Raw genomic sequence first — 23976 nt, 5'->3', positions numbered from 1 at the left:
TGTTTTAGGGCTAAAATGGGGATGTTGCCGTTTCTGGTGTGACCGGGTCGCCGCTTGTGGCGTGGTTTTCGTGGACGAAAACATAAACTTGCCAGCCCTAAAACATTCCCCTGTAAAAATGCCCCTTTCTGTCATGTCTGCCATTTACTTACAAGAGGTATTACCATCAAATTAGGTCTGTTCGCTCTGTGCGAATGGCGGTCTGCCCTCCGTATGAATTGCGGTCAAGCCGTCATTCCCCGATACCGGTTGTTGGGGTGATATTCGGTCTGTTTCTTCTTTCCCTCTTATCGCTTTTGCAAAATTTTCAGCCTCCTGCTGCGAGCTGAAGATGTAGCCACCATTGCCGAAATCGCTCCAATAGCCGTTGAAATTTCGTGCCGTCTGCACAAACTTCCGCTCTCCGGCGGCTTCAATTTCCTTTGAGAAAAGCACGGCGAAGATGGTCGCTCCGCTCTTTGAATGTGTCCTGCTTTCGATGGAATACAGTATGTTTTCACATTCAGAGACGGTGACTTTTCCGTTATCCCCATCAACATTTTCCGAGATAATTTGTGTAGAGGTTGCGCTGCTTTCATGTGGATTTTTGTCCGAGTTGCTCCCCGGTTGCCGTTCATTGTCAGTAGAATTTTCATCATCCTGCGGCTTTCTTCTGCGCTTCGGAGTATCTTTGGGTACAACAGCATCCATAAGCCACGATTGGATTTCGGAACGAAGAAAATAGAGTTTGTTGCCCTGTTTGCGGTATGGAATCCTGTGTTCGGAAGTCATAGCATAGATGGTGGAAACGGACTTGCAGAGCATGGCAGATACGTCCTCAACCGTCATGATTTCCGGTAAAGGAGTGACGGCGGTTGAGGAAATGATCTGCTCAAACATCCCGGTTAGGCGGTCTATCTTCTCATGGAGTTCCGCCACCGACCGGGGGAGATTGTCAAAAGACAGGTGTGTATTTTCGCTTTCAGTCATATACGGATTGTGTCTGTGTTTGAAGAAAGGGAACTAATCATTTTTGGCGAGATTACGCATGATGGTGTGTGCCTCCTCCGAAATCTGCCCCTGTGAGGCGACAGGATTCTGCCGGAGCCATTTCAGGAGTTCGGACTTCTCGAAATACACCATCTTGTTGTTGGGCTTGAAGTACGGGATGACCTGATTGTGCGTCATCTTGTAGAGTGAACTTTTGGAAATGCCTAAGAACATGGCGGCTTCCTCCAGATTCAGAACCTCCTTTGAGGCATAAACCACGTTCTTGACTCTCTCCAGTTCCTGTTTCAATCCGTCCACCACCTTTCGGAGCAGGGCGGTTTCGTTCGGTTTTTGTTCTGTTTTACACATAGTCGTTATTTTATAATTTGATTTATTTTTTGTCGGTTGTGATTGCTGCCGATTCGATTTGTCAGTGCAAAGTTAATGCGAAAAGAATCTGCAAACAAACACGCAAATCTCTGTTTAACAATCTGTTTTGTGGTGTATTATGGCAACATTGCCAGTCTGTTTTATTCTTCCAATGTGTGCATTTCCGGCTTTTTCTGTCAGATGATTATCTGGCAAGGATGCCGGATAATTTTTGCAATATCTTGTTCATAACAAAAGCGGCTAATCTGACAGGAAATTTGTAACTTTGCCACATATTTATCTGCCAGTCTTGCCAGATAATCTTCGCTCATGAGAGAGATAAGTCTGCTTCATCAAATGCCAGATAAACGGCATAGGTTAAAAATAGTGAATTAACATATCATACTCTCAGAGTTTGATTTTAACTGGCTGAACATATACTTCAAATACACGCGCAACATTTTATGATATTTTTGTTGCAGCTTTGTTGCGTAAGCCTTAAATGCTTAAATATAACATCTGATATACAATTAGTTATAAAATATCGTGATATTACGAAGTAAAGCATTGCTCCATAGAAATGCACTGTCAGATAACGGGTTAACCACTTCGCCCAACTGCTTTCCCATTTGGGCAGCAACGAGAACGCCCACTGTATCGGACCGAATATCGTGAGCATACCGAGGAGTATCTGCTGGCAGTATATTGTCGCCCACCAACCGATGCGGAACACTATCAAGGCTATCAGCATCACTATCTTGTCGATGCCTACCACAGCTCCTGCCGTCAGTGAGGTGAACCACAGTTTGCTTGCATCTTTCTCCATGTTGGTCACTTCGTCCACACCCGTCTGCTCCATCGTCGCCTCTATCAGGTTGGGGTCTGACGTGCCCTTATGCGCCACGTCTGCCTGTGCCTGAAGGTCGGTGTACATCGAGTCTCTGATATATACCAACTGCTGCACCTCCTCAAACTTGTCGGAGATTTGAGTCGCCTCTGCCTCATAGAGGTCGTGGGTGTAACTGCCGATACAGTTGGGGATATAGGATAGGAAGTCCAACACGCACCAGCTGCTGCCGCTGTTGGTCATGCCAGTGTCAGCAGGTGGGTACCACCAACAGAGGATGATGCTCACCACCAAGGGCTTGAACAGTTTCATCACGTCCAACGGCTCATTCTTCACCATCATCTTGTAAGCCATACTTGCCGCCACGATGATGGAGAACAGTGCCGCCAATGCCATGCACATTTGGAGGATCCACCAGAATGGCCCCTGTGAGCCTGTGAAGGTGGCATCGGTCAGGAACTCGTTGGTCTGGAATATCACATCGTCAATCTCCTCTTCGAGGATGTTGATGCCGAAATCGCTGAGTATGTTGTCTGCCATCAGTGCCTGATTCTATTGTTGATAATCTCTTTGATAAACTCTACGCCCTTCGGTGTCCATGACAGATAGAAATGGTAGAAGCAGCGCATCCTGCCTGTGACATAAACCGCAATGCCCTTGTCCTGAAGGTCTTCACGCAGTTTCCACATCCCATATTCCTTGGTGATGATGCCCTCCTCTTTGAGTGTCTTCACAATCTTGCCGTAGTAACTTCCGACATGATGGTGAAGCTTTGACATTGAAACTACCTGTAAATCAGATGGCATATAATGCTCATCAACGATGGGTGTCCTGCCGATGACGCTGATTCGCTTCGGCATCCTCGACATCTCCAACTGCCACTTGCCGTTTTTTCTCTTGGCGGCATAGAGGCGCAACTGTATTTTTGATATTGATTCCATAGCTATCTCGTATTATTTGTTTTACATGCGTTCAATCACAGGAATGACTCCCACGCTCTTCAGTTTCTCATAGAGAAAACGGCGACCTTTCTGTGTCCACTTGGTGTTCATGCGCACATCTTCCGAGCCGTCCTTGTGTTTAATGAGGTAGGTCTCGCTGGTCACATAGCCGCAATCCTTATAATCAGCATACAGAATCCACTGCTTGCCGCGCTGATACTGGATGTTCAAATCCTTCAGCCGTCGGTTGAAGCGGATGGATGACTCACCATAGTCCTGGGCTATCTGTGTGACCAAGACGCTGCTCTTCGTGGCGAGGATGATGTCAAGGTAACTCACCTTGTCCTTCATCTTCGTCACCTCCTGTTGTAGGTCATCCACCTTGGAACCCAACTCAACGATGCGTGCCCTTTGGTGTTCACACTCCTGTTCGGCAAGCAGACGCTTCTGTCGCTCTTCCTTCAGATTGACTGCTAACTGTATAAGGAAGTCTGGCTCTGTCAGTGCCTTCTCGATGGTCTGCTGTGTCATATAAGCACCATGCTTGCGGATGGTGGGGAGCACCTCTGATGTCACCCAATGCTTGAACTCACGTGCCTTGGGCATCTTGGATGACAGTATGAGCGCATAGAGTCCTGACTCGTTGATAAAGACGGTGTTAGCCTTGTAGTTGGAACCTGATACCTGAATTAGGTATGAGGTTTTGTCCTCTTCATCTACGTGATTCACAATGGCATTGGAGGGATTCTTGTACCCAAGAACTTCAGCAACGTCCTTTCCCATGAAGCCAACTTGACCGTCGGGCATTTCCAGTGTTCGTATCTGTCCAAACTCTGGGTTTTTGAAAATTTGAATGTTGTTATCCATCTCTGTTCTGATTTATCTGTTTACACTTTCTTCACCTTCACCGCCGTTGGCTTCATCGCCACTGTCAGACCCTGTCGTGCTCCTCACACCCTTCATGTTCTCCTGCCAGCGGCTCTTGGCATCGCTGATGATGCTACCTTTCTGCACCACACGGTCGTTGGTGGCTGCCAGAAGGGCGGTGGTCTGGTTTTGGGTGTTGAGCTGAACGAGATATTTGAGCAATGTCTCGTTCTGTGCCGTCAGGTCGGCATAGATGCTCAGATACTGCCGTTTCCTCTGCGCATTGGGCATATAGGCATCCTTAGTGGATTTCACCGCACACTGGTACATATTGTACAGTTCCTCCCACCGACGCTTGTCGTTGATGGTGCCGCCTGTGGGGATGATATGGTCGATGTTCGCCTTCATCTTGTCCAACTGACCGTTGATCTTGCTGCTCTCGGCAAGCCAGGCGAGGTCTATCTGTCGGTCGGCTACGTTCAGGGCTTCTACTTCCGCACGCTTGGTCAGGGCAGAGTCTATCTTCTCCGCATCATCTACTTGGTTGTAGAGGTTGATGCCGGCAAGGGTGCGGAACCCCAACTTGTTCTTCTCTGCCGCAGTCTTCTTGTAGCTGTTGTGCAACAGCCAATAATAGAACTCAGGGGTGAGAGAACCGCCACCCGTCTCCATCACCGTTATCTGGTTCTGCTTGGAGGAGTCGTGGTTGTAGGTCACGCTCTGGGCAAAGGCAGAAGTGGTGGCTACTGCCGCCATGATGAGTATCATTGTCTTCTTCATGTCCGTTCTTCTTTTGTTTGCAATCCGTCAATAATCAAGTTTTCCTGCCACTTTCCATCGGCTGAAGGCATCTTCGAGTATCTCTTCCTTTGTCCTTGTCCGATACACCTTCTCCTTCCAGTAGCCCATGCGCAGCTGTACATACCGCCATGTCTGGAAGTAGGCTTGGTTCAGATGCTTCTCTATCAGGTCCAACGAGTTGTTGATGTTGTCCAGCACCATCAGCAGGTCGGAGATGGAACAAGCAGCTGCGCCCGTAGCATACAGCACGAGGTCGTTGACGCTATGATAGAGTTGGCTTCCCTCGTTGTATATATTATCGATGGCTTTCTTGTTGATGGAGATAAGCATTGTGTCTGCCAGTTCGATGTGCTTCCGCTTGATGACCTTCTCGTTGAAGTCCTCCAACAGGTTCTTGTAGTCACTGATGCGGTCGCTCACCGTCTGGTAGGTGCTCTTCACGTTCAGCACTGTGCGCAATGACTGGTACATCACATCTATGACATCGAAGGCTCGGGTGTATTTGTCCAAATCTACATTCAGTTCCTTGTACTTGCCTACCTCTTCACTGCTGTATTCATGCAGCAGTTGGTTGCTGTACTCCAGTGTGCTGCGTGCCAACAAGAGGCTTCGCTGCTTCTTGTGGTCGTTGATGTATGCTTCCACCGATACCGCATCGAATCCCCATTGCGCCAAGGCTGTCTTGGGGAAGAGGGTAATCAGCAGGAGAGCTATGATGATGGTATATCTCATTCTTTATCCTCCCTCAGTTTTCATTCTCGTTATCTTCACCATCCCCTCTGTTAGAGTCTGCATTCTCCCTCCATCGCTCATAGCACTCTTCAATGAGTGTCCTTCTGCGACCTTGGTCGACATCTATCGATGGAAGAATGTCCTTCAGCACGTCAATAATGCTGCGCTTGTAGTGCATCATTTTTTCTAATGATACCAAGTCGGCATATATCTTGGTGATACGGCTATCCACTTCACGGGCTATCTCCAGCCGGTCGCTCGACCAGAGCAGATGTATCACATCGTCATTGTCAGCGGTCTGTGTCGCCTCGCTCTTGGCATACTCCGTGGTGATGCTGCACGACGGGAACTCCTGGGCTATTTCCGAGATGCGGTTGTTCACCAGCCTCGTCTTCTCCTCGTCAGAGGCATTCGGGTCAAGGGTCAGCACATCCACTACCTGTGTGTCGGTATATTCCGAGGTCAGTTCCCACGATATTTGCAGTATCGCACGGTGTATCTTGATGCCAAGGAAGTACTTGGGTTTCCTCGCAATGGACAGGGTCGCCTTGAAGGTGATGATGCCGTTGATGTTGGGCATGGTGGCAGTGCGCACGTAGGTATATCCGTTCCACGAACCGGCTCCCTGCCAAGTGAGGTTGTAGGCAGACTTCACATCCTGCATGATGGCAGGAATGCGGTAGTAGTCATCGGTGGCGGTGGCATTGTCATTAGCCGCCTCGCTCTTGGCATCCTGTATGTCCGTCAACTGCTGCTGCCATGTCGCCAACTCCCTTTTCAGGTTGTCTATCTTCGTCTTGTTGGCATTGTATTGCTGCCGCAAGGCAGGGGCTTCCTCCACGGAGGCATTGCTGATGGCGGTTGCCAATCTGCGATTTTCCTGCTCCAACTGGCTTATCTGCGACTCCAACAGGGCTATCTTGTTGCTTGCCTCACGTTCCTTCTCGTCCAGTTCCGAGAGGTCGAGATTGTTCTCCGTGATGGTTGTCCTCATGGCGCACTCCTTGCTGTGGGCATTGAGCGAACCGCCGCACTCACGGCACTTGTACTGCGTGCTGCCCTGCCCGAGGGTGACACCGTCCGAACAGGTGACGCTGATGGTAACGCTCTCCACGCCCTTCAGCTTGGCGGCATCGGTTGCTTGATAGTAACGGCGTGCGTCACTGCCGATGTAATAGACATAGCCCTCTTCGTTGTCGTTATATTCCGAGAGGCGTGCCTGCAACTGTCGCTTGAAGGTGTTCAGGTCCATGCTGTAGGAGTCGAAGACATCCTCATACACCTCTTCCACGTTGTTCCAACTCTTGGTGACGTGTATCTCGTAGGCGTAGGCTTTCTTCGTCTGCTTGCCGCCACGGCTGATGATGTACGAGGACATCCAGTAGTTCATCGTATAGGTGAAGCCGTCGTTCTGGGCGTTGAGCTGCTGCACACGGCTGCGACTCCATCCGGCATGGTTCTCCGAGTTGGCCAGTATCTGCTCTCGCTGCGTGCTGCTTGGGTAGAAGTTGGGGTCGGAGGTATTGATGCGATACCAATGGTCACCGTTCAGGATGCTGTTGTCATCGGTCGGAGGATAGTAGTCACAGAGGCTCACGCTGCCTTGGTCTCGTCGGGCGATGTACCAACGCTGCGTGTAGTAGTTGCCCTGCATCTCGCTCAGATAGTCGGTCATCCATGAGGTGATGTTGTAGTTGGAGAGACTGAAGAGGTTGGCGATGCTGTCCTGGCCTCCCACCAGACTGATAAGGGCACTGCCGATGCCGTTCTCTGCCTGTTCGTAGAGATGATAGTAGTTGTCGTAGATGTCCTTTATCTTGCTCACCTTGCCGTTGAAGAGTTCATTGAAGGCACTTTTCTGCAAGAGGGAATCTACGGAGTCGATGCCAGCCGTAGCCAACGATGCTCCCATGTTGTAAAGTGTCTCGATGTCGGCGGTGAGGTTATCCACGGTGAAGTTGCCGGGCACACTGGCGATGTCGTCCAACAGCTGCTGCCAATCTATGTTTCCTATCTCCGAGAGTTTGAGGATGGCGGCTATCTCCTGGTTGATTTCCAAGAACTGGATGTCGGCAAAGGTCAGACTGCTGTTGGTCACCACACTCTCAAACTGCATGCACAGCGACTTGGTGTCAGCACATATCTTCATCAGATAACTGCCCCAGTAGAGGGCGGTCTGCGGACTCTTCAGCATCATGCCAGCCACCGTCCATATCTTGGGCATAATCTTGTTTGCCACCATATTGTGGATGCGGCGGTAATAGTAGTTCTCCGTACTGCTGCTCCAGATACCGAGGTCGGTGAATGCCTTGCGCTCCAAGAACTTGGCGGCGAAGATACCGGCAGTGGCAACCTCAGCGGCATTGTAGTGCTTCAAGATTTCGCCCACCTGCTCGTTATAATAGCTCTCTGCCATAGCTCCAGCACCGAATGCGGCAGCCATGGCTGCAACGGTCTGCTTGTCATAGTTCACGCTGTAATACTGCGCATGAACCCTTCCCACGACAAGCGTCAGACATATATATATTATAATAAGGTGTAAACGTCTCATTGCTTCACTACTTTACGTTTCTACTACTTTACTATTCCACTACTTTACTACTTGTAGTATTTACTATTGGTAGTATTCACTACTAATAGCATCTACTACTCAGCCACTGTTCCCGAAAGTTTCGCTTTCGGGCATCTGAGCCTTCTGTTCATACCGGGCTTTCCATCTATTCCGGGAATTCCGTTTCCATCCATCAGCCCCCGTGCTCACCGCGTCAGCGGCGAGTATTGCCGTCGTCCTTTAGATTAAGCACCTTCCCCGCCTCATTCACCTTCTGCGCAAATGCCAGCGACTTCCCGATGCCACTGGCATCCCAATCCCTGCAATACCGCTCGATAGCCTCCTGATGGCTACACTTCAGCTCTCGCTTATAGAGTTTCAGTGCTTCCTTCTCGGCTCGCTCGGTGGTGTAGGTCATATAGCACTCGTGCGGCTCCTCCACACCATACACTCCGCTCGTCGAACCACGTCGGATAAACACTTCACGGAAGAAGCTGCGTCCTTCCTTGTTCTCCAATCGGTTGACCGTGAAAATCTTCTTACAATCCACATCGGTCAATCCTAATATCGCCTTAATCTCGTCAAATCGCTCACGGAACTTGCTCTGGTCGAGCAGCATCACTACGTCGGAGTTGTTGATGATGGCTTCCTTCACGATGGGACTGCCGATGATGTCCTGTATCTCCTGCGTCACCACACCCACTGATGCCCAGAACTTTCGCGCAGTCTTGTAGAGATACTTGATATACTCTGCCATCAGCGGCGAGGCGATGGCTTTCCATGCCTCCTCGATGACCAAGCACTTGCGGTTCTTCTTCAGGCGCATCTTCTGCAGGAACACGTCCATGATGATGAGCGTGACGATGGGGAAGAGCTGCTTGTTCTCCTTGATGGCATCCACCTCGAAGACGATGAAGGTCTCGTCGAACAGGGTGCTATCCACGTTCTCATTGAGAATCTTGTCATACTTGCCACCCTTGTAGAAGTTCTGCAGCATGTAGGCGAAGTTGTCGCAGTCGATGGTGGTGATGTTGTTCTCAATGCATATCTGGTCGAGACGCTCACAGGCAAACTCATAGAACGAGTCAAAAGACAGGGTCTTCACGGCCAGTGCCGTGCGCCGCTCCTCCAGTCCGTGGATAAGTTTCTCCACCTTGTCGTGTATCTGAGAAAGCTCCGTGCCGCGTCGCTTCTCCATCGTGGAGAGGTTTTTTCTCAGTGTCTCCTTCTGTGAGGAAGGATAAGGCTGCACGCCGTTGAAGTAGAAGTCGTAATACTCCGTCACCAACTGCTCCACCACACGGAACTCCAGTTCGGGTATCTGCACCTCCGAGCCTTTCCATATCAGCAGAATCAGGTTCTTCAGGAAGTCGATCTTCTCGATGTTAAGCTCCCGTTTACTGATGTTGAAGGGGTTCATGGTGATGGGCTTGTCCTCCGTGTAGGCGATGTACTTGCCGCCCACATACTCGCAGAGTCCCTCATACGAGTTACCCGTATCGACCATGACGATGTCGGTGTTCTGCTCCCACAACTGGCGTACCACGCTGTTCATGTGGAACGACTTGCCGCTTCCCGATGGACCCAGGCAGAAGAAGTTGGAGTTGTCGGTCAGCTTCTCCTTTCCCTCCTTTCCTGTGATGTCGATGGCTACAGGCACGCCCTGACGGTCGGTATAGTAGATTTTCAGCGGGGTGTCCTCATTGTGAACGATGCGCTCCTTGTACATCAGGCAGGTGGCAGCATCGCCGAGGGTGAGGAAACGGTCGTAGTCGGCATTCATGCCATAGCAGTTGCCGGGGAAGGAGTTGACGAACAGCTCCAACTGGTTGTAGGCCCGCTTGCTGATATGGATGCCCATGCGCGAAAAGGAGTTTTCGAGATGGTTGGTACATTTCTGTATGTCAGTGTCGCAGCTCACTGCCACCACGAGGTTGTAGTGTGTATAGACGAGCTGCTTGCTCTCACGGGCTATCACCTCCTGCACACGCTTGATGTCCTCCACAGCCATCAGGTTGCTGGGGTTGGGCATGGAGGCATGGCGGTTTTTCTTCTTGTCGAGCATGGCAAGCTCACGCTTCTGGTTGGGCACGAACACCATCTGGTTGAACACCACGCAGTCGGCACCGGGCACGCTATCGACGATGCTCACGAGGTCAACGGGCATACTGGTGTTGTTCACCTCGATATTGGCGTAGGGACGAATGACCGACGGCAGGTTGGCACAATCGACATCCACAAGGCTATATACCTTGCAGCGGCGGTCGCCCATGCCGATGGTCTCGTCATCGACCTTGAAGTTGGTCATCGACACCACCTTGTCACGGAAGTTCATGGAGAAGAAGCGGTCAACATACTCGCTGGCTTCTGTCTTGCCGAGGAAGCGGGACTTCACACCGGCATCCCTCAGCTGGTCGTGTACCTTACGTATCTTCACCAAGAAGTCGCGCCATTTTTTGTTGTCGAACGACATCAGGCGGCTCTTCTTATTCTCCTGTGTGATGGTGAGATAGCAGACGCTGTCAGTAAAGGGTCTGCCGTTGAAATAGCGGAAGTAGCTCTCGCTCAGGAACTCATGATTTCCTCCATTCTCTTCTTTGAATGCCTTTCTCACAAACACATCCTGCTTGTGCAGCGCATAGCCTTCGCCCAAGGTCTGGGCAAGGGCAGTGAAGAGGTGGGTGAACTCATAGTAGGCCTCGATGTTGGCGGAATATTTCTGCACAGGGTTCTCCATCTTCAGCACAGCGGAGTATTCGCCCGTCTTGGTATAGAGCACGCCTATGCCATCCACTTCCTCGATGGAGAAGTAGATGTCCTGGAAGATGCGCTTGCGCTTGCCTCCCGTGCCGAATGCCTTGACACTGATGGCCATGCCCACGCAGATGGCTGAAAATATGAGTATGATGTATAGGGTCATTGTTCTTTTCTTTTTTAATCACAAAAAGGCGGGCGCACCCTCATACGTGATGCCCCCACCTCCATTCACTTACAATCATTGATAGCATTCCACTTGGACATAATGGATTCTCTTTTTTTGTTTTACACTTTCTTTGAATAGGCATAGATGAATATGCCGTTGTCACTTTTCTTGCTGTGCAAGCCCTTGCGCTGCTTCATGACGATGAGAACGCCACCGACAGCCACGGCGAGGACAAGCAGCACGAGTCCTGCCACGAAACCGAAGATGCAGTAGCCGAGGATGAAGCCCGCAACGGCTCCTCCTGCAGTGGCTGCCGCCCAGTAGATGTAGCGTCCCTGCAACCCGAAGAACTCCAATGGACGTTGCAGTCCCTTGAAAATGGGATAATCCGGAAACCGTTCCTGCTTTGTCTCTACCATAACTGTCAGTGTTTTAACGTTCTACATACTTACAAACTTACGCTGCACTTAACCTCCAATGCCGAAGAACAGAGGCAGAGCCTGGGCTGCTGCAATGAGGAAAATACATGCGCCGACGACCATCATGATCTTCTTCTTGACATCCTGTTCCTCGTTGTTCATGGCGATGTAAACTGAGATCGCACCGACGATGGCAACGACACCGGCAATGGCGTAGCAGAGCTTCACCACGATAGGCACATACTTGGCAATTTCCTCTGTCACTGTGGTAAGCGCGGTGGTACCTGCTGAGTAGTCGCCGGCTGCGTTCTGTGCCATTGCTGCGGTGGTGCCGACAAGCAGCATCAGGGCGAGCGTTTTCATGCGCTGTGAAGAGAAGAGTCCCTTCACCTTCTTGTTAATCCTTTCAAACATTCTTTTTACCTTTTAATTTGTTACACTTTGAGTTATCTTATCTCGTATCACCTGTATCTCAAATCTGATAGCCGAAGAAAGCGGGGAAGACGATGGTAGCTCCTATGAGGAACAGGCAGGCTCCCACCAGCATCATGATGTTCTTCTTTACTCCCTCTTCTCCCGTGTTCATCTTTATATATATCTGCAAGGCACTGACGATGACCACGATGCCCGCCACTGCATAGCACATATAAACAACATAGAGCATCATCGTCACGGCATAGTCATGGGCACTCGCAAGTGCGTCCGCTCCCCAGCTGTAGTCCACGTTGCCACACTTAGCACTGGCCAGAGCTGGGGTTAAAGCGGCATATAATGATAGAAATGCACTTCTTGTTTTTGACATCATATCTCATTATTGAGTGATTCCACCTTGACCATGTCACGTCCATTGTGACGGAGACCGCGGGCTATGATGGTGTTTATCAATTCTTCCGAAAACATGGGGTCGGAATAGGTGGTATTCACTTCCTCCATCTTCTTCTCGATTGCGCTATGTATCTTTTCAAGCACATGAGGTTTGCTCTCTTCCGCAGTGGCGGCTGCCTCCTCTGTAGGCTCTGTAAGCTGCTTCTCCTCGTAGGCTGTCTCATACTGGTTGTCGCCTACGCTGAAGCCGCCGTCGCTCTCACTGACCGCTATCGACTCTTCCTCTTCGGTCATGTCACTGACATCAAACGACTCGCCCTGTGACTTCTCGTCCTTGGGCTTTCCGTACAGATCCTGCACGATGATGACCGTATAGTAGATGAGATAGATTACGGTCACGATAATGGCGAATATTACAAATGACTTCATATTTTCAAGTTTGATTTTACTATGATTTGGCTTATTGCCAGTGCAAAGGAACTACCTTTTCTTCAATCTTAAACCGAAATGCCTTTCCTCAGAGATAAATATTAACTCTAATTTTGATTACACTCGCAATCATACTCAAAAATCAAACTCGAAGGGCACAAAAAAAGCCCTTCCGATAGGGAAGAGCCTGTAAAGAGGGTGGATGAGAAAATGTGGATGGCTATATGGTCAGGTACTTGCCGCGGGAGAAGTCTTGATGCTCGTTGGAGAAAACATAGCCCAACTGGTTGGACAAGCATGGGGTATTGCCTATCCTGGCATCGATGTTTGTGTGCGAGTGTCCGTATATCCAATAGTCAATGCCGCTGTCGGTGATATAGTCCTCCAGTTCTACGGTGAAAGCCCCGTTTGCCTTGCTGCCCTGAAACTTGGGATGGAGCATACGGAACGAGGGCACATGATGGGTAACGACAATCTTATGGGCTGCTTGCGAATGTGCCACAGCTTCTTTGATGAACGTGAGGCATCGCTCATGCTCGGTATTGAATTGGGCATGGGTCATCAGTTCACCATTATATAATATACGGCGGAAGTCGCTTATCACTTGCTCGGTGAAGTAAGCGTCCTCCAAAGGAATCCTCGACCAAAGGGTGGAGAGGATGATGTCGGTGTCGCCAATCCTCACAACACCGTTGTAGTGGCTGAACACGTTGGGACGTATCTTCAAGAGATAACCGTCGGGCAGTGTTGCCACATCGTAGTATTTGTAGAACTCATGGTTACCCATGCAGCAATGCACCTCCTTGTAGTTCTCCGATGCCCAGTCCCAAAAGGGATGCTTGGAGTAGTTATCATCACCGAGATAGCCGATGTCACCGGCAAGCAGCAGTATGTCGCCCGTCACCTCCAAGGGGTGGGCTTTCAGATACCGCCAGTTGTCGGCAAACTCCAGATGTAGGTCGGATGCGTATTGTATCTTCATATTGTTCATGCTTCTATAAACAATTCATCTAGTTGGTCCAACAGTCCGGTCACAAATGCCTCGTCTTGACCGAGCGACTTTGACAATGGTTCTGCGAGAGTTGTCCAGTCTTCTCTGATGGAGGCGACAAACTCCCTTATACATACCACTATGGAAGCAGGTGCCTCAATGTTGTCCTCGGTCATTATGACCACATTCTTCAGAACGTCAGAACGGTGCTTCTTGATGTCTTTGGTGTTCACATGCTTGCCGTCCCTCTTGTCTGCCATGAGATTGAGGTAGGCTCTTGCCTTCAGCGCTATCAAGGCAGCGGAATTGGCATGGCGTATGCCATCAGTCAGTTGGCTGTGTGCGATAGTGAAGTGATAGTAGTCATCGTCCATGATGATGGCACTGAGACTCGACACATCTTCATCGGTCGGGATAGGTTCAATGACAAATCCCTTTGGTTCTCCAAGCACATCGGGGTGGCGTGACAGCAGTTCTATCATCTCGGGATAGCCGTCTTGGCCATCAAGGAAGCGGTACATTTCATATCTTGGTGGTTCACCAGCCTCCTGTTTCCTCTTTTCAGGTCGATAGCCTGCCTCACGTACAAACTGCCAGAAGCGGTTGGCGAATGCCTCGGTCATGTTCTCCACGATGACTATCATATCGATGTCGTGTGTGGCGCGGGGACGCACCACGGTATTGGTCATGGTGATGTCACAGGCTGCACCGCCTATCACCACATAGTTGTCTGAGTATTCCGCAAAAGCCTCGCGGAACTTATCTAATCCGTCCATTTCTGTTCACTGATTATTCGTTCTACTTCTTTTTCCACTCTCGGATCATCGTCCTCCCTCAATGAAAGGACAAGGGAAAGGCGGTCAACCCACTGGTTCTTGTCGCCAATCTTGCTGACGACAGGGTATTTCCATACCTCTATGATATAGTTGCCGTCATAGATGTTGGGATTTTCCATGACATCAGCTGACTTGACGGCACGGTATTCCTTGCTTGTCATCATCATCATCTGTTCCCTATCGGGGTTGAGCATGGTGTAATGCGCCAAGGCATTGATGCCGCATACGGGATATTCCGCATCCAAGCGTATGTCATCGCAATAGATAATATACTCTACAGGTGACAGCAAGACGTTCTGCGCCTTGTCCCACAGTTCCTTGCCCTTCAGCTCAAAGTGTATCGCCTTGCTACGCTGTCCGTTCTGAATCTTTTGACACAGCCCTACATCTTCAAGGCAGGTGACGCCCAACGTGACGCTTTCATAGGAATATGGAAGCAAGGGTGCAATGTCCCTTGGCGACATTCCTTCAAGGCTGCCGACCTGCAGGTGATAGAGCAAAAGGTATTGCGCTACAGGGGTCAGCACCTCGGCAATCTTCCTGTTGCTTGTCTTTTCCAACGCAATGATGCCAGGCAAGTGGGCATATTCCTCGGACATGACAAAGAAGACTCCCTTGTCCGCTAACCTGTGCCGCTCGTAGGTGGGCCCGGGCGCAAGGATGAATACTGCGGGCAGCCCCAAGGCTTCGGTCAACCGCTTGCCAGTGATGGCGCAAGCCCGTGGAGAGGGATTGACTTCTTTCTTAGGCTCAACGAACAGCAGGGGCATACCTTGGTATGTGCCGTCATAGAAACGATATGAGAGTTTCTCTCCGACAGTGATACCTTTCAGGCTTTCCTTGGCACGAGGTTCCACTTCAAAGCGTCTGCCCAATATCCTTATTTCTTTCTTCAATTCCATTCTGCTACATTTTAATGACACATTAAAACGATGCAAAAATAAGGATAATAATTGAGAATCAGGCATGTTTTGGCGAAAAAGTGCAGATTTGATATGCAAATTCAAGGCCTTTGAGCCATTTTTGCACCAAATGATGATGTTTTCGTCTTGATAATATCATTCCGATGCCGTTCGTTTCTTCCTCATCAGATAGTCGTTGACATCCTTATAGTCGGCATATCTGAAGGACTCGTCCGTCACCCTGTACTCGAATACATTGCTGATACTCTCAACCGTCTTGCATCCTGCCTGGTCGTTGTCGAGGAAGCAATGGATGTGGGTGTAACGGTCAAGGTACTGCAATGCTCGTTTGAGGTTGGCGACTGAGTTCAGTATCATATAGTCGCAAGGGCTTTCAACGACAAACCATCTATCTTGCTGTTTGACGAGGGTCATATACGCAAGGAAATCCATGAAGCCCTCAAAAACCAGACAACCGCTTTGCCACTCATTGAACGTATGGGCAAGCAGGGTGATGTCTTTATGTCCGATGCAGCCCTTGAAATAGGGATTGCGCACCTCGTTTCCGTCACTCAGATTGCCAAAGGCAATGCCATAGTAATGCTTCTGCTCAACCTTGTAGTGTATCTCCCTGCAATACATCCTGCCAATGGTGATGTCTATCCGTCGGCTACTGAAATAGGACAGCAGAGAATGGTTGCTCAGTGGGAGCAGCTTCACATCGTTCATCTTGGTTGTCGTGTATTCCTTGGCTGCGATGGCGGTCTCTATCGCTTTATCCACAGTGGTGATATTCTTGGACGCAAGGTAGGCAAGGGCATCGGAAACGGAGTGTTTGTTATACATGCGCTTTACCAACTCCACAAGGTCGCCACCCTCCTTAATGGCGTAGTCGTACCACAGGTTCTCCTTCTTGCTGACCTTGAACGATGCGGTCTTCTCGTCCCTGAAGGGTGACAGATACCAGTAGGCATTGCCCTTCTTCTTTTTCAGCGTTACATTCTCCTTGTCCAGGAAGTCTATAATGCTCAGTTTCTTCGATTGTTCAATATTCATTGTACTTTCATTTATTATCAGTAAAACACTCCATCCATTTAATTCCCTATAGGCACGGGCGTAAAGTAAACTAAAATCTGGAGTGATTTCCTGTCGTTTTTCACTTTGTCCATGGGAACAGTTTACTTTACCCTTTCTCTTATATAGGCACCCCCGTAAACTAAACCATTTGCTAAACTACTTTTCCGCTTTGCAATTCAGCCTCCGATTTCGGTTTACTTTGGCCTTATTTCTTATATATAGGCACGGACGTAAACTAAACTGGTTTCTGAACTGTTTTTATTCCTCTTCATGGAACAGGTCAATCTCGGCAGGTGTATATCCGAAATAGTAATGATTATCCCGCTTCACTATGAGCTTTTGCTCGTTAATCAGGTATTTCAGCATTTTGATGATGACGCTTCTGCCACGCTTGAAGCCGATGTCAGCATAGGCTTGCGTCAATTCCTCCACCATGCGTTCGAATCCTTTGATAGGTTTCTCCTTGAATGCAGCCGTCAGCGCCTCGTTATGCTGTTCGGCTGTCAAGTCTTGGTAAGTAAACCTTGACGGTTGCTTGTCACCTTCTTCCTTCTCCGGCGTGTGCTCGACAATCTCTGGCAACCCTTCCTCATTGACGGTAAAGGCAAAGGGCTTGAACTCCTTCTCACGGATGTGCATCGCCTTCACCTCACTGATATCGGGATTAGTGGTGCTCTTGGTGATGACAAGCACCGTCTCTGCCTTGTTGTTCATCTCCGTACCGATATGCCCGCGCACGTTGTTGTCGCCCTTGTTCTGATGCAATACGCAATGGATGTGCAGGTCATACTTTGATGACCATTCCATCATCTTGTTGATGACCTCGACCGATTCTCCCGCATTGTTGATGTCAAGAAGCAAGTCCCTGATTCCGTCGATGATGACCAGACCATAGCTTTGGTCTTGGGCAAGGGCATAGTCTATGACCTCTATCCTGACGGAGGGCGTGTACTCTCTCAGACAGATAAAGTCAAGGTTCTCGTTGTCGATGCTTGTAGGCAGACCGGCGAGCTTTAGGATTCGCTCCAGCACGTTATGACAGTGGTATCGGCTCTGCTCGGTATCTACATACAGTATCTTGCGCTTCCCCTCTGGCAGACTGGCGCGATAGTTCAGCACCTTGCCGTTGGAGAGTGATGCAGCTACCAAGGCAGACACGTTGAAGGTCTTTTTCGCCTTTGCCTTACCCGTGGAAGCACTGAAGTTGCCCAACGTGGCGATAGTGGAATTATCCACCCATATTATCTGTGGCGGTGTCTGATAGGTGTCAGTCGCCTTGATGAGTGACTCGCAGAGGATGCGCGATATGCGATCCTTGTCGTTCCCGTTCTGCTTGTCAAGCGTTGCTTTTGTTTTTTCTTCCATAGCGTTTCTGTCCGAAATAGGGTTTTACTTCATTCTTGTCTTCTCTCTCGTCGGTCTCCACTTTCGTTACCGCACCGATAGTGGGGATATTGTTTTGCAGGAGCCACTGGTCAAGTTCCTCCTTGTTGAAGTAGAGCATCTTGCCTCGCGGTTTATAGTGCGGTACCTCCTGGGCTGACGTCAGCTTGTAGAGAAGGCTTTCCGATACACCCATATAGACACAGGCTTCACTGAAGGTCAGCACCTTCTTTGTCGTGTAGATGTTGTTTTCAAGCATTGACAGCCTTTCAAGCAAATCCTCCACGGGTTCCATCTTTTTCAAGATGTCCTCAACGACACATACACGCTCGTTGATTCTTTCCATAAATGTTGTTCTGTTCTGCATGATGATATGCTTTTTATCGTTTGACATAGGAGGCGTCCCTCCGACAGCACCGTGCTTTCGGAGTGCAAAATTACATGCAAGAAAGGGCGTTTGAATAAAAAGCAGAGTGATAGTTAGGCAGTCTCACCCTAACTATCACCCTTTTTACATTCTTATGTTGGATTACATGTCAGTTGTATGTCCTTTTTTCATCTGTTTGATGCCGTCCCGTATGCTGTGCTTTGCAACGCTTGATGATATTCTAGCCTTGTACAATGCCGACGACAGATCAGATGCGGCAACGCGCTTGTTGTTCTTTGGCGATATAAGGAAACGTCCTTTCTCAATCACGGATTGCCAGTTATAACAGACGAGGTTGTTGGTAAGCAGCTCGTCAAAGAACACGGCTACATTGCGTAGGTTTCTGACTTCTACTGTAAATCCGGCCTTGCAGTTGAGTAAATCATCCATGGCCGCTCTTGCTTCTGTATCGTTTGACAACTTGAACAGATGGTTTTCTTGTGCAATCTTTGCCAGATAATCCAACTGATGGTCTGTGAACTTTCCTCCGAATGACATAGAGGTAGCCCTTTGGGATTGGCTTCCTGTGCTTGTAGTCAGGTGCTGGTGGATAAGCTCGTGGAAATCTTCCTTTGTGAACGAATCCTTGTATAGATACCTGTCAAGCATATCTTTCTCCTGCGTGTACAGGTTACGCACGATACCCATATTCATACGATGGGCATTGTTGCAACAGGGCTGCTTACAGCCGATGGAGTGGTGGCTGTCACAGAACAAATCAATGAAACGATCTTGTTTCATGCCGCCGTTCATTACTTTCTCCACATAGAGTTTTCTCATTGAGGACAATAGCCCGAAAAGCTCGTCGTAGATGTCCTCATCGCAACGCACATGCTTATGCGTGCTGCTCATCTCCCCAAAAAGAGAGATGACCGCTTTGGTCTTGTTTCTTCATTTTTCTTTTTGTTGATTGTTTGTTACACAAAAAACTCCGGCCACTTGCGCAACCAGAGTTGAGTTATACGAATTATGTGTTCTGTACAGTACGGACACACTCATTTCAGTCAAAGAGTCCGTTTACAAGGTTTACCGCTTCGTCCTTCTTCCGGTTGACAATCTTTGCATACACCTGCGTCATGCGCACATCGGTATGCCCAAGCAGCTTGCTTGTCGTGTAAAGGTCGGCTCCCAATGTCAGCATCATGGTGGCAAAGGTATGCCTCGCCGTATGGAAGGTGAAATGCTTGTTGATACCCGCAGCCTTTGCCCACGGTTTGATAAGCACATTTACTGCGGCAGCAGACGGAAGGTCAAACACATTGTCCTGTGAACTTTTGTTTCCTCGCTCTGGCATCCAACGTAATGCCTCTGGAGAGAGAGGCAGATAGATTGGTGCCTTGGTCTTCTGCATTACTACCTCAAGTCGTGTCTGTGCTCCATCTTGATACACGTTCTCCCACTTCAATGCAATAATATCACTGATACGCAATCCACAGAAGCAGGAGAATAGGTAGGCAGCCTTCACGGCTTCATTCTGCATCGGAGTTGCAATGAGCTGCCTTACCTCGTCCACTGTCATATACTCACGCTTACTTTCCGGCTTTTTGATTTTATCAGCACTGCTTATTCTCGTATATGGATTAACTTTAATCAGGTCCTCGCGAACAGCAGCGTTAAGTGCACCATTAAGTGCCCGATAGTAGTTGTGGGCAGTATTTGCCGCAAGATGATCCACATGTCTTGGGTGGTAGTCTGTCCTAAGATAGTCTATGTAACCTTGGCAGAAAGCTCGGTCAACTTGGTCAAGAGTTGTCTTTTCGCCTACCCATTCCCTGATAATCTTCATTGCCACCAAGATTTGCCGCCAATCTTTCTTTCCACGCTTCTTTTGGTTTTCCATATAGGTGTTCATCCAATCAAGCAAAAGCACCTTGGGCTCGTCTTTTGCCTGTTTGATGCCAGCCTCACCATTTGTCAGCTCAATGATTCTGTCGGCTTTGATTTTATTGGCAGCGACCAAGGTGGCTTGGTTCTGCCTGCGAGAGTTTTCGTCCGTTTCGGGGACGATATACATCTTCAGATATTCATAGGAACGTTTGCCATCCCTATAGATATCCAAGTACAAACTTTTGTTTCCGTTGCTTAGGTCTTTCATCCTAAGCCGGATTGGCTCCTTTGCCTTTGTCGTTTTCTTGTTCCTTGCCATGGCTATTCGATTTTATGTCCTAAACTGGGTGCAAAGGTACGAAAAATAATCGAAAACAAGAAACAAATAAGAAACAAAAATGATGAAAACAACAGAAATAATGTGATAAGTCAAGAAACAAGTGCAAAAATAGAAGTTTTCAGAAACACTTATATATCAGTGCTTTTATTTGCAGTTTATTGGAATTTGTTTTCATTACTGACCTTTAGTTTATGAATTTCGCAAACTTTATTAATGTATATCGAGTCAATGAGATAAAAAAACGCTTAAATCAGGAGAATCTCTCCAAATATACTCTAAAGGCTTTATCGGAACAATGCGGTTTCAGCTCGAAGACTACTTTCTACCGAGTGTTTAAGAATGTAACCGGAATGACTCCGCTGGAATATTGCAAGAAAATGAATCTTGTGATAAAGGAAAACTAACCCAATAGGACATTCCCATTTTTTTTGGCACTCATTCGCCTAACATTAAACAACTAATAATCAAATCATTGCTCTAATAAATTAAAAATCACTTTAGTTGGGACAAAAGCATGACATTATCGTTTGGAAACAAACTGATGTGGTGGTATTTTTGTATCAAACAAGGGCGAAAACCTCATAATTACAAGTGAAACTTTTACAGGATGTCTAACTAAAAGAACAGTATTATGAAAAACATTTTGGGGGTTATATTCCTCATTCCAATTTTCCTTTTAACAGGAAGTAATAAGCCTATCGATGCAATTTATTCAAAATCTGATTTATCAGAATCCGAACTGGTTAAAAGTGATACTTTCTTAACGAATGAATACACTCCTTCATTGGAACATCCAGGTATACTACACAACACGAAAAGTATTGAGCGGATGCGTACCGTTGTTCATAAAGCAAACGCTACTGATCCGGCATACCAGACTTATCTTTTAATGAGAAATGATTATCGTGCAAAATCAGATTATCAATTAAAAGGACCATACGAATATATTGCCAGACAAAAAGATTATGCTTGGACAAAAAGAAACTACGAAGCAGATTTTGGAGCTGCTTATTTAAATGCTTTAATGTGGATAATTACTCAAGATGAGTCCCATGCTACAAAAGTTATGGAAATCCTGACGAAATATGCAGATAAGTTGAAAGGAATTCCAAATCATAACGATGCAATGCTTTTAGCAGGATTTCATGCATTCCAGATTGCATTTGCTTTGGAAATGGTAAGTACAACTTATGATAAGATACAGCAAACTGATGTTGACAAAGTAAATAATATGCTACGTAATGTATTCCTGCCATGGTTGGATAATTTCTATAGTATTCCTCCTTTCTCAAATGGTAACTGGGGATTAATTGTCAGCAGAGCCTATATGGGACTTGCAATATTATGGAATGATACAGAAATGTATAAAAAGACTATAAAGTTTGTGCTGAACGGCTATGATAATGGTTCATTTCCCAAATATATTGACGAAGAAACTGGACAATGCCAGGAAAGTGGACGTGATCAAGCACACGTTCAATTGGGTATCGGGGCTGCCGGTTCCATCTGTGAAATCGCTTATAAGCAAGGAAATGATTTGTATAGTGCACTCAATAATTTAGTGATGAAGGGTTATGAATATACAGCAAAGTTTAATGTTGGACACAATAATGTACCATTCAAAACCTGGACAGATGTTACAGGAAAATATAGTGGTTGGAATACCATCAGCCCAAAAGCACGTGGTAATTATCGCTCTATTTATGGCTTAGCATATAATCATTATGTTATCCGCAAAGGATTAAACATGCCTTATACAAAAGAAATGTTGGATAAAAATAATTGGCTGGGAAAATTCGACGGAGATTGCATAGACTTTGATGTATTCCAATTTAATGATAAAGACTTAAATAATTAATTTAGGTGTGTGTCCACAACATAAAAAACAGAAAATGAGAACAAAATATTTATTTTCACAGTATTAATATTAAATCAAGAACAATTATGGAATTAAAAACTGTAACTGCAATCATCGGGATTGCTTGGGCAAGTGTCATTACCACTAGTGCTCAAAAAATAACAATGTATTCCACTACTCCTACCGAACGCTGGATAGAAAAGAAATACTCTCCAGACAAATCTCCGGTTGACCAGGCAGATATTCAAGTCTACACTGACAGTTTACTGCAAGATGTTATCGGATTTGGTGGTACTTTCAACGAATTGGGCTGGGATGCCCTGCAGTGCTTGTCAGCCGAAGAGCGTGATAAGGTTATGGCATCCTTATTTACAGAAAATGGCACTCTTTTCACTTTGGGGCGTACTCCTGTCGGTGCCAGTGACTATGCGTTCGGATATTACTCTTACAATGACGTAAAGGATGATTATACTATGCGCAATTTCAGTATAGACCGCGACAGATATATACTTATACCCTACATAAAAGAGGCCCTGAAATTTCGCCCAGATTTGAAATTATGGGCATCTCCCTGGACACCACCCGCATGGATGAAAGTAAACGAACATTATTCACAGAAAAGTTCCGGCATCGAAGGGACTGATATCGGACACAATCAACTTGACCCTAACCGTAATGTATTAGGCAATGTCACTGGCTTTAAAATGCAACAAGGCTATCTGCAAGCTTATGCTCTTTATTTCTCTAAATACATACAAGCCTACAGAAAGAATGGTGTAAACATTCAAATGATTATGCCACAAAACGAAATAGCATGGACTCCTTGCTGGCCCTCATGCACTTGGCGTCCTGAGGATTTAGCTATTTTTGTTACTCAATACTTAGGGCCTCAATTTGAAAAAGATTCAATAGATACTGAAATTTGGGTAGGGACAGTTAACTATCCGAATCCAGACTATATACGCACTTTTTTAAAGCAGAAGAATGCAGAAAAATACGTAAAAGGGGTCGGAGTGCAATGGACAGGGATGAGAGCATTGCCTACCGTACATAAGGAATATCCGAGTTATCGCTACATGCAGACTGAAAATCAATGTGGAAACGCAGAAAACGACTGGTCTGCTTTGGAAAACACATGGAAAGCAGTTGTGCATTGTTTCAACAATGGCGTCAACTCTTATATGTACTGGAATATGGTGTTAAATGAAACATGTAAAAGTGCATGGGACTGGGCACAAAACACTCTTGTTATTGTTGACCGTAATACCCGTCAAGTACGTTATACCGATGAATACTATCTAATGAAACATCTTTCACGCTTTGTACAACCGGGTAGTCAAATGTTGAGAGCTTCTGATAAGGAAAACGTTCTTGCATTCCGTAATCAGGATGGAAAAACAGTAATAGTGATCTACAATCCTAAAGAACAAGAATACTCTTATAATATAAAAGCTGGAAATAAAAATTTTAAAGTAACACTCCAAGCGAAATCAATCAATACGCTTGTGCTTTAAATATAAAACATAAAAATAATCATAGCAAATACTGTGCAACGGGGTTAATCCTTGAGACTATCCATCTGATTGTGTAAATAGAAAACTACGGTGTTTCTCTCGTAGTTTTTTTATTTATGTATTAACTTTGTAAAAATCAGATTTTATG

23 protein-coding genes and 1 pseudogene are annotated in these 23976 nt (G+C 47.2%); 3 read left to right on the top strand and 21 right to left on the bottom strand.

The genetic code is table 11. The features are described 5' to 3' along the window. Positions 1-171: 171 nt before the first annotated feature. The 21 genes and pseudogenes from BUC01_RS03035 to BUC01_RS02935 all read right to left on the bottom strand — a co-directional run bounded on the left by BUC01_RS03035 (position 172) and on the right by BUC01_RS02935 (position 20435). Positions 172-969 carry a helix-turn-helix domain-containing protein gene (locus tag BUC01_RS03035; protein WP_025830788.1) on the bottom strand — a complete coding sequence of 266 codons (798 nt, stop codon included), beginning with the start codon at positions 967-969 and terminating at the stop codon, positions 172-174. Between the two features lie 33 nt (positions 970-1002). Further along, positions 1003-1338: a helix-turn-helix domain-containing protein gene (locus tag BUC01_RS03030; protein WP_025076091.1), complete on the bottom strand. Its 336-nt coding sequence runs from the start codon at positions 1336-1338 to the stop codon at positions 1003-1005. Positions 1339-1891: 553 nt separating this feature from the next. Further along, a pseudogene (locus BUC01_RS03025) lies at positions 1892-2725 on the bottom strand (hypothetical protein); the annotation flags it as partial. Further along, a complete protein-coding gene (locus BUC01_RS03020) occupies positions 2725-3126 on the bottom strand; it encodes a hypothetical protein (RefSeq protein WP_025830790.1) in 402 nt (133 codons plus the stop codon). The pseudogene BUC01_RS03025 and the gene BUC01_RS03020, both read right to left, overlap by 1 nt. A gap of 21 nt (positions 3127-3147) precedes the next feature. Continuing rightward, positions 3148-3993, bottom strand: coding sequence for a phage antirepressor (locus BUC01_RS03015; RefSeq protein WP_073312688.1), 846 nt, complete (start codon positions 3991-3993; stop codon positions 3148-3150). Between the two features lie 12 nt (positions 3994-4005). After that, positions 4006-4773, bottom strand: a complete 768-nt coding sequence (locus BUC01_RS03010) for a DUF5045 domain-containing protein (protein ID WP_025830791.1) — start codon at positions 4771-4773, stop codon at positions 4006-4008. 27 nt (positions 4774-4800) lie between these two features. Further along, complete coding sequence (locus BUC01_RS03005) at positions 4801-5526, bottom strand: hypothetical protein (protein WP_025830792.1); 726 nt, start codon at positions 5524-5526, stop codon at positions 4801-4803. Between the two features lie 13 nt (positions 5527-5539). Further along, on the bottom strand, positions 5540-8077 hold the full coding sequence (locus tag BUC01_RS03000; protein WP_025830793.1) for a hypothetical protein: 2538 nt from the start codon (positions 8075-8077) through the stop codon (positions 5540-5542). A 214-nt stretch (positions 8078-8291) separates the two neighbouring features. Next, the gene (locus BUC01_RS02995; RefSeq protein WP_025830794.1) at positions 8292-10997 is read right to left on the bottom strand and encodes a TraG family conjugative transposon ATPase; all 2706 of its coding nucleotides are present in this window, start codon (positions 10995-10997) and stop codon (positions 8292-8294) included. A 122-nt stretch (positions 10998-11119) separates the two neighbouring features. Continuing rightward, positions 11120-11419: a DUF4133 domain-containing protein gene (locus BUC01_RS02990; RefSeq protein WP_025830795.1), complete on the bottom strand. Its 300-nt coding sequence runs from the start codon at positions 11417-11419 to the stop codon at positions 11120-11122. Positions 11420-11467: 48 nt separating this feature from the next. Beyond that, entirely contained in the window at positions 11468-11833 is a 366-nt protein-coding gene (locus BUC01_RS02985; RefSeq protein ID WP_004320256.1) for a DUF4134 domain-containing protein, read from the bottom strand. A 58-nt stretch (positions 11834-11891) separates the two neighbouring features. Further along, positions 11892-12224: a DUF4134 domain-containing protein gene (locus BUC01_RS02980; RefSeq protein WP_034523989.1), complete on the bottom strand. Its 333-nt coding sequence runs from the start codon at positions 12222-12224 to the stop codon at positions 11892-11894. Continuing rightward, entirely contained in the window at positions 12221-12673 is a 453-nt protein-coding gene (locus tag BUC01_RS02975; protein ID WP_025830797.1) for a hypothetical protein, read from the bottom strand. The genes BUC01_RS02980 and BUC01_RS02975 overlap by 4 nt, the downstream gene beginning before the upstream one ends. Before the next feature lie 220 nt (positions 12674-12893). Further along, positions 12894-13655 carry a metallophosphoesterase gene (locus tag BUC01_RS02970; protein ID WP_025830798.1) on the bottom strand — a complete coding sequence of 254 codons (762 nt, stop codon included), beginning with the start codon at positions 13653-13655 and terminating at the stop codon, positions 12894-12896. Between the two features lie 5 nt (positions 13656-13660). Next, positions 13661-14440: a hypothetical protein gene (locus BUC01_RS02965; RefSeq protein WP_025830799.1), complete on the bottom strand. Its 780-nt coding sequence runs from the start codon at positions 14438-14440 to the stop codon at positions 13661-13663. Further along, the gene (locus tag BUC01_RS02960; RefSeq protein ID WP_073312686.1) at positions 14428-15402 is read right to left on the bottom strand and encodes a hypothetical protein; all 975 of its coding nucleotides are present in this window, start codon (positions 15400-15402) and stop codon (positions 14428-14430) included. Before BUC01_RS02960 ends, BUC01_RS02965 begins: the two co-directional genes overlap by 13 nt. Positions 15403-15558: 156 nt before the next feature. After that, complete coding sequence (locus BUC01_RS02955; protein ID WP_025830800.1) at positions 15559-16458, bottom strand: toprim domain-containing protein; 900 nt, start codon at positions 16456-16458, stop codon at positions 15559-15561. A 279-nt stretch (positions 16459-16737) separates the two neighbouring features. Further along, positions 16738-17844 (bottom strand): AAA family ATPase, encoded by a 1107-nt coding sequence (locus tag BUC01_RS02950; RefSeq protein ID WP_073312684.1) that lies wholly within the window; start codon positions 17842-17844, stop codon positions 16738-16740. Beyond that, the gene (locus BUC01_RS02945) at positions 17816-18229 is read right to left on the bottom strand and encodes a helix-turn-helix domain-containing protein (RefSeq protein WP_025830801.1); all 414 of its coding nucleotides are present in this window, start codon (positions 18227-18229) and stop codon (positions 17816-17818) included. The genes BUC01_RS02950 and BUC01_RS02945 overlap by 29 nt, the downstream gene beginning before the upstream one ends. Positions 18230-18391: 162 nt before the next feature. Then, positions 18392-19141 carry a hypothetical protein gene (locus tag BUC01_RS02940; RefSeq protein ID WP_025830802.1) on the bottom strand — a complete coding sequence of 250 codons (750 nt, stop codon included), beginning with the start codon at positions 19139-19141 and terminating at the stop codon, positions 18392-18394. 148 nt (positions 19142-19289) lie between these two features. Continuing rightward, positions 19290-20435 carry a site-specific integrase gene (locus tag BUC01_RS02935; protein ID WP_073312682.1) on the bottom strand — a complete coding sequence of 382 codons (1146 nt, stop codon included), beginning with the start codon at positions 20433-20435 and terminating at the stop codon, positions 19290-19292. Between the two features lie 212 nt (positions 20436-20647). Between BUC01_RS02935 and BUC01_RS26205 the strand changes: the two genes are divergently transcribed. The 3 genes from BUC01_RS26205 to BUC01_RS02920 all read left to right on the top strand — a co-directional run bounded on the left by BUC01_RS26205 (position 20648) and on the right by BUC01_RS02920 (position 23828). Continuing rightward, entirely contained in the window at positions 20648-20860 is a 213-nt protein-coding gene (locus BUC01_RS26205; RefSeq protein WP_025830803.1) for a helix-turn-helix domain-containing protein, read from the top strand. 227 nt (positions 20861-21087) lie between these two features. Next, positions 21088-22314, top strand: a complete 1227-nt coding sequence (locus BUC01_RS02925; protein ID WP_025830804.1) for an alginate lyase family protein — start codon at positions 21088-21090, stop codon at positions 22312-22314. A gap of 86 nt (positions 22315-22400) precedes the next feature. Further along, positions 22401-23828 (top strand): glycoside hydrolase family 30 protein, encoded by a 1428-nt coding sequence (locus tag BUC01_RS02920; RefSeq protein WP_025830805.1) that lies wholly within the window; start codon positions 22401-22403, stop codon positions 23826-23828. Positions 23829-23976 lie beyond the last annotated feature (148 nt).

The organism is Bacteroides stercorirosoris (assembly GCF_900142015.1).
Lineage (GTDB): Bacteria > Bacteroidota > Bacteroidia > Bacteroidales > Bacteroidaceae > Bacteroides > Bacteroides stercorirosoris.
Note: the sequence above shows the minus strand (reverse complement) of the source record. Positions and strands in the feature narration are given on the sequence as shown.

Excerpts from the sequence above, each read along its gene's own strand:
- BUC01_RS03035 (WP_025830788.1), bottom strand. The coding sequence starts at position 969 with ATGACTGAAAGCGAAAATACACACCTGTCTTTTGACAATCTCCCCCGG.
- BUC01_RS03030 (WP_025076091.1), bottom strand. The coding sequence starts at position 1,338 with ATGTGTAAAACAGAACAAAAACCGAACGAAACCGCCCTGCTCCGAAAG.
- BUC01_RS03020 (WP_025830790.1), bottom strand. The coding sequence starts at position 3,126 with ATGGAATCAATATCAAAAATACAGTTGCGCCTCTATGCCGCCAAGAGA.
- BUC01_RS03015 (WP_073312688.1), bottom strand. The coding sequence starts at position 3,993 with ATGGATAACAACATTCAAATTTTCAAAAACCCAGAGTTTGGACAGATA.
- BUC01_RS03010 (WP_025830791.1), bottom strand. The coding sequence starts at position 4,773 with ATGAAGAAGACAATGATACTCATCATGGCGGCAGTAGCCACCACTTCT.
- BUC01_RS03005 (WP_025830792.1), bottom strand. The coding sequence starts at position 5,526 with ATGAGATATACCATCATCATAGCTCTCCTGCTGATTACCCTCTTCCCC.
- BUC01_RS03000 (WP_025830793.1), bottom strand. The coding sequence starts at position 8,077 with ATGAGACGTTTACACCTTATTATAATATATATATGTCTGACGCTTGTC.
- BUC01_RS02995 (WP_025830794.1), bottom strand. The coding sequence starts at position 10,997 with ATGACCCTATACATCATACTCATATTTTCAGCCATCTGCGTGGGCATG.
- BUC01_RS02990 (WP_025830795.1), bottom strand. The coding sequence starts at position 11,419 with ATGGTAGAGACAAAGCAGGAACGGTTTCCGGATTATCCCATTTTCAAG.
- BUC01_RS02985 (WP_004320256.1), bottom strand. The coding sequence starts at position 11,833 with ATGTTTGAAAGGATTAACAAGAAGGTGAAGGGACTCTTCTCTTCACAG.
- BUC01_RS02980 (WP_034523989.1), bottom strand. The coding sequence starts at position 12,224 with ATGATGTCAAAAACAAGAAGTGCATTTCTATCATTATATGCCGCTTTA.
- BUC01_RS02975 (WP_025830797.1), bottom strand. The coding sequence starts at position 12,673 with ATGAAGTCATTTGTAATATTCGCCATTATCGTGACCGTAATCTATCTC.
- BUC01_RS02970 (WP_025830798.1), bottom strand. The coding sequence starts at position 13,655 with ATGAAGATACAATACGCATCCGACCTACATCTGGAGTTTGCCGACAAC.
- BUC01_RS02965 (WP_025830799.1), bottom strand. The coding sequence starts at position 14,440 with ATGGACGGATTAGATAAGTTCCGCGAGGCTTTTGCGGAATACTCAGAC.
- BUC01_RS02960 (WP_073312686.1), bottom strand. The coding sequence starts at position 15,402 with ATGGAATTGAAGAAAGAAATAAGGATATTGGGCAGACGCTTTGAAGTG.
- BUC01_RS02955 (WP_025830800.1), bottom strand. The coding sequence starts at position 16,458 with ATGAATATTGAACAATCGAAGAAACTGAGCATTATAGACTTCCTGGAC.
- BUC01_RS02950 (WP_073312684.1), bottom strand. The coding sequence starts at position 17,844 with ATGGAAGAAAAAACAAAAGCAACGCTTGACAAGCAGAACGGGAACGAC.
- BUC01_RS02945 (WP_025830801.1), bottom strand. The coding sequence starts at position 18,229 with ATGCAGAACAGAACAACATTTATGGAAAGAATCAACGAGCGTGTATGT.
- BUC01_RS02940 (WP_025830802.1), bottom strand. The coding sequence starts at position 19,141 with ATGAGCAGCACGCATAAGCATGTGCGTTGCGATGAGGACATCTACGAC.
- BUC01_RS02935 (WP_073312682.1), bottom strand. The coding sequence starts at position 20,435 with ATGGCAAGGAACAAGAAAACGACAAAGGCAAAGGAGCCAATCCGGCTT.
- BUC01_RS26205 (WP_025830803.1), top strand. The coding sequence starts at position 20,648 with ATGAATTTCGCAAACTTTATTAATGTATATCGAGTCAATGAGATAAAA.
- BUC01_RS02925 (WP_025830804.1), top strand. The coding sequence starts at position 21,088 with ATGAAAAACATTTTGGGGGTTATATTCCTCATTCCAATTTTCCTTTTA.
- BUC01_RS02920 (WP_025830805.1), top strand. The coding sequence starts at position 22,401 with ATGGAATTAAAAACTGTAACTGCAATCATCGGGATTGCTTGGGCAAGT.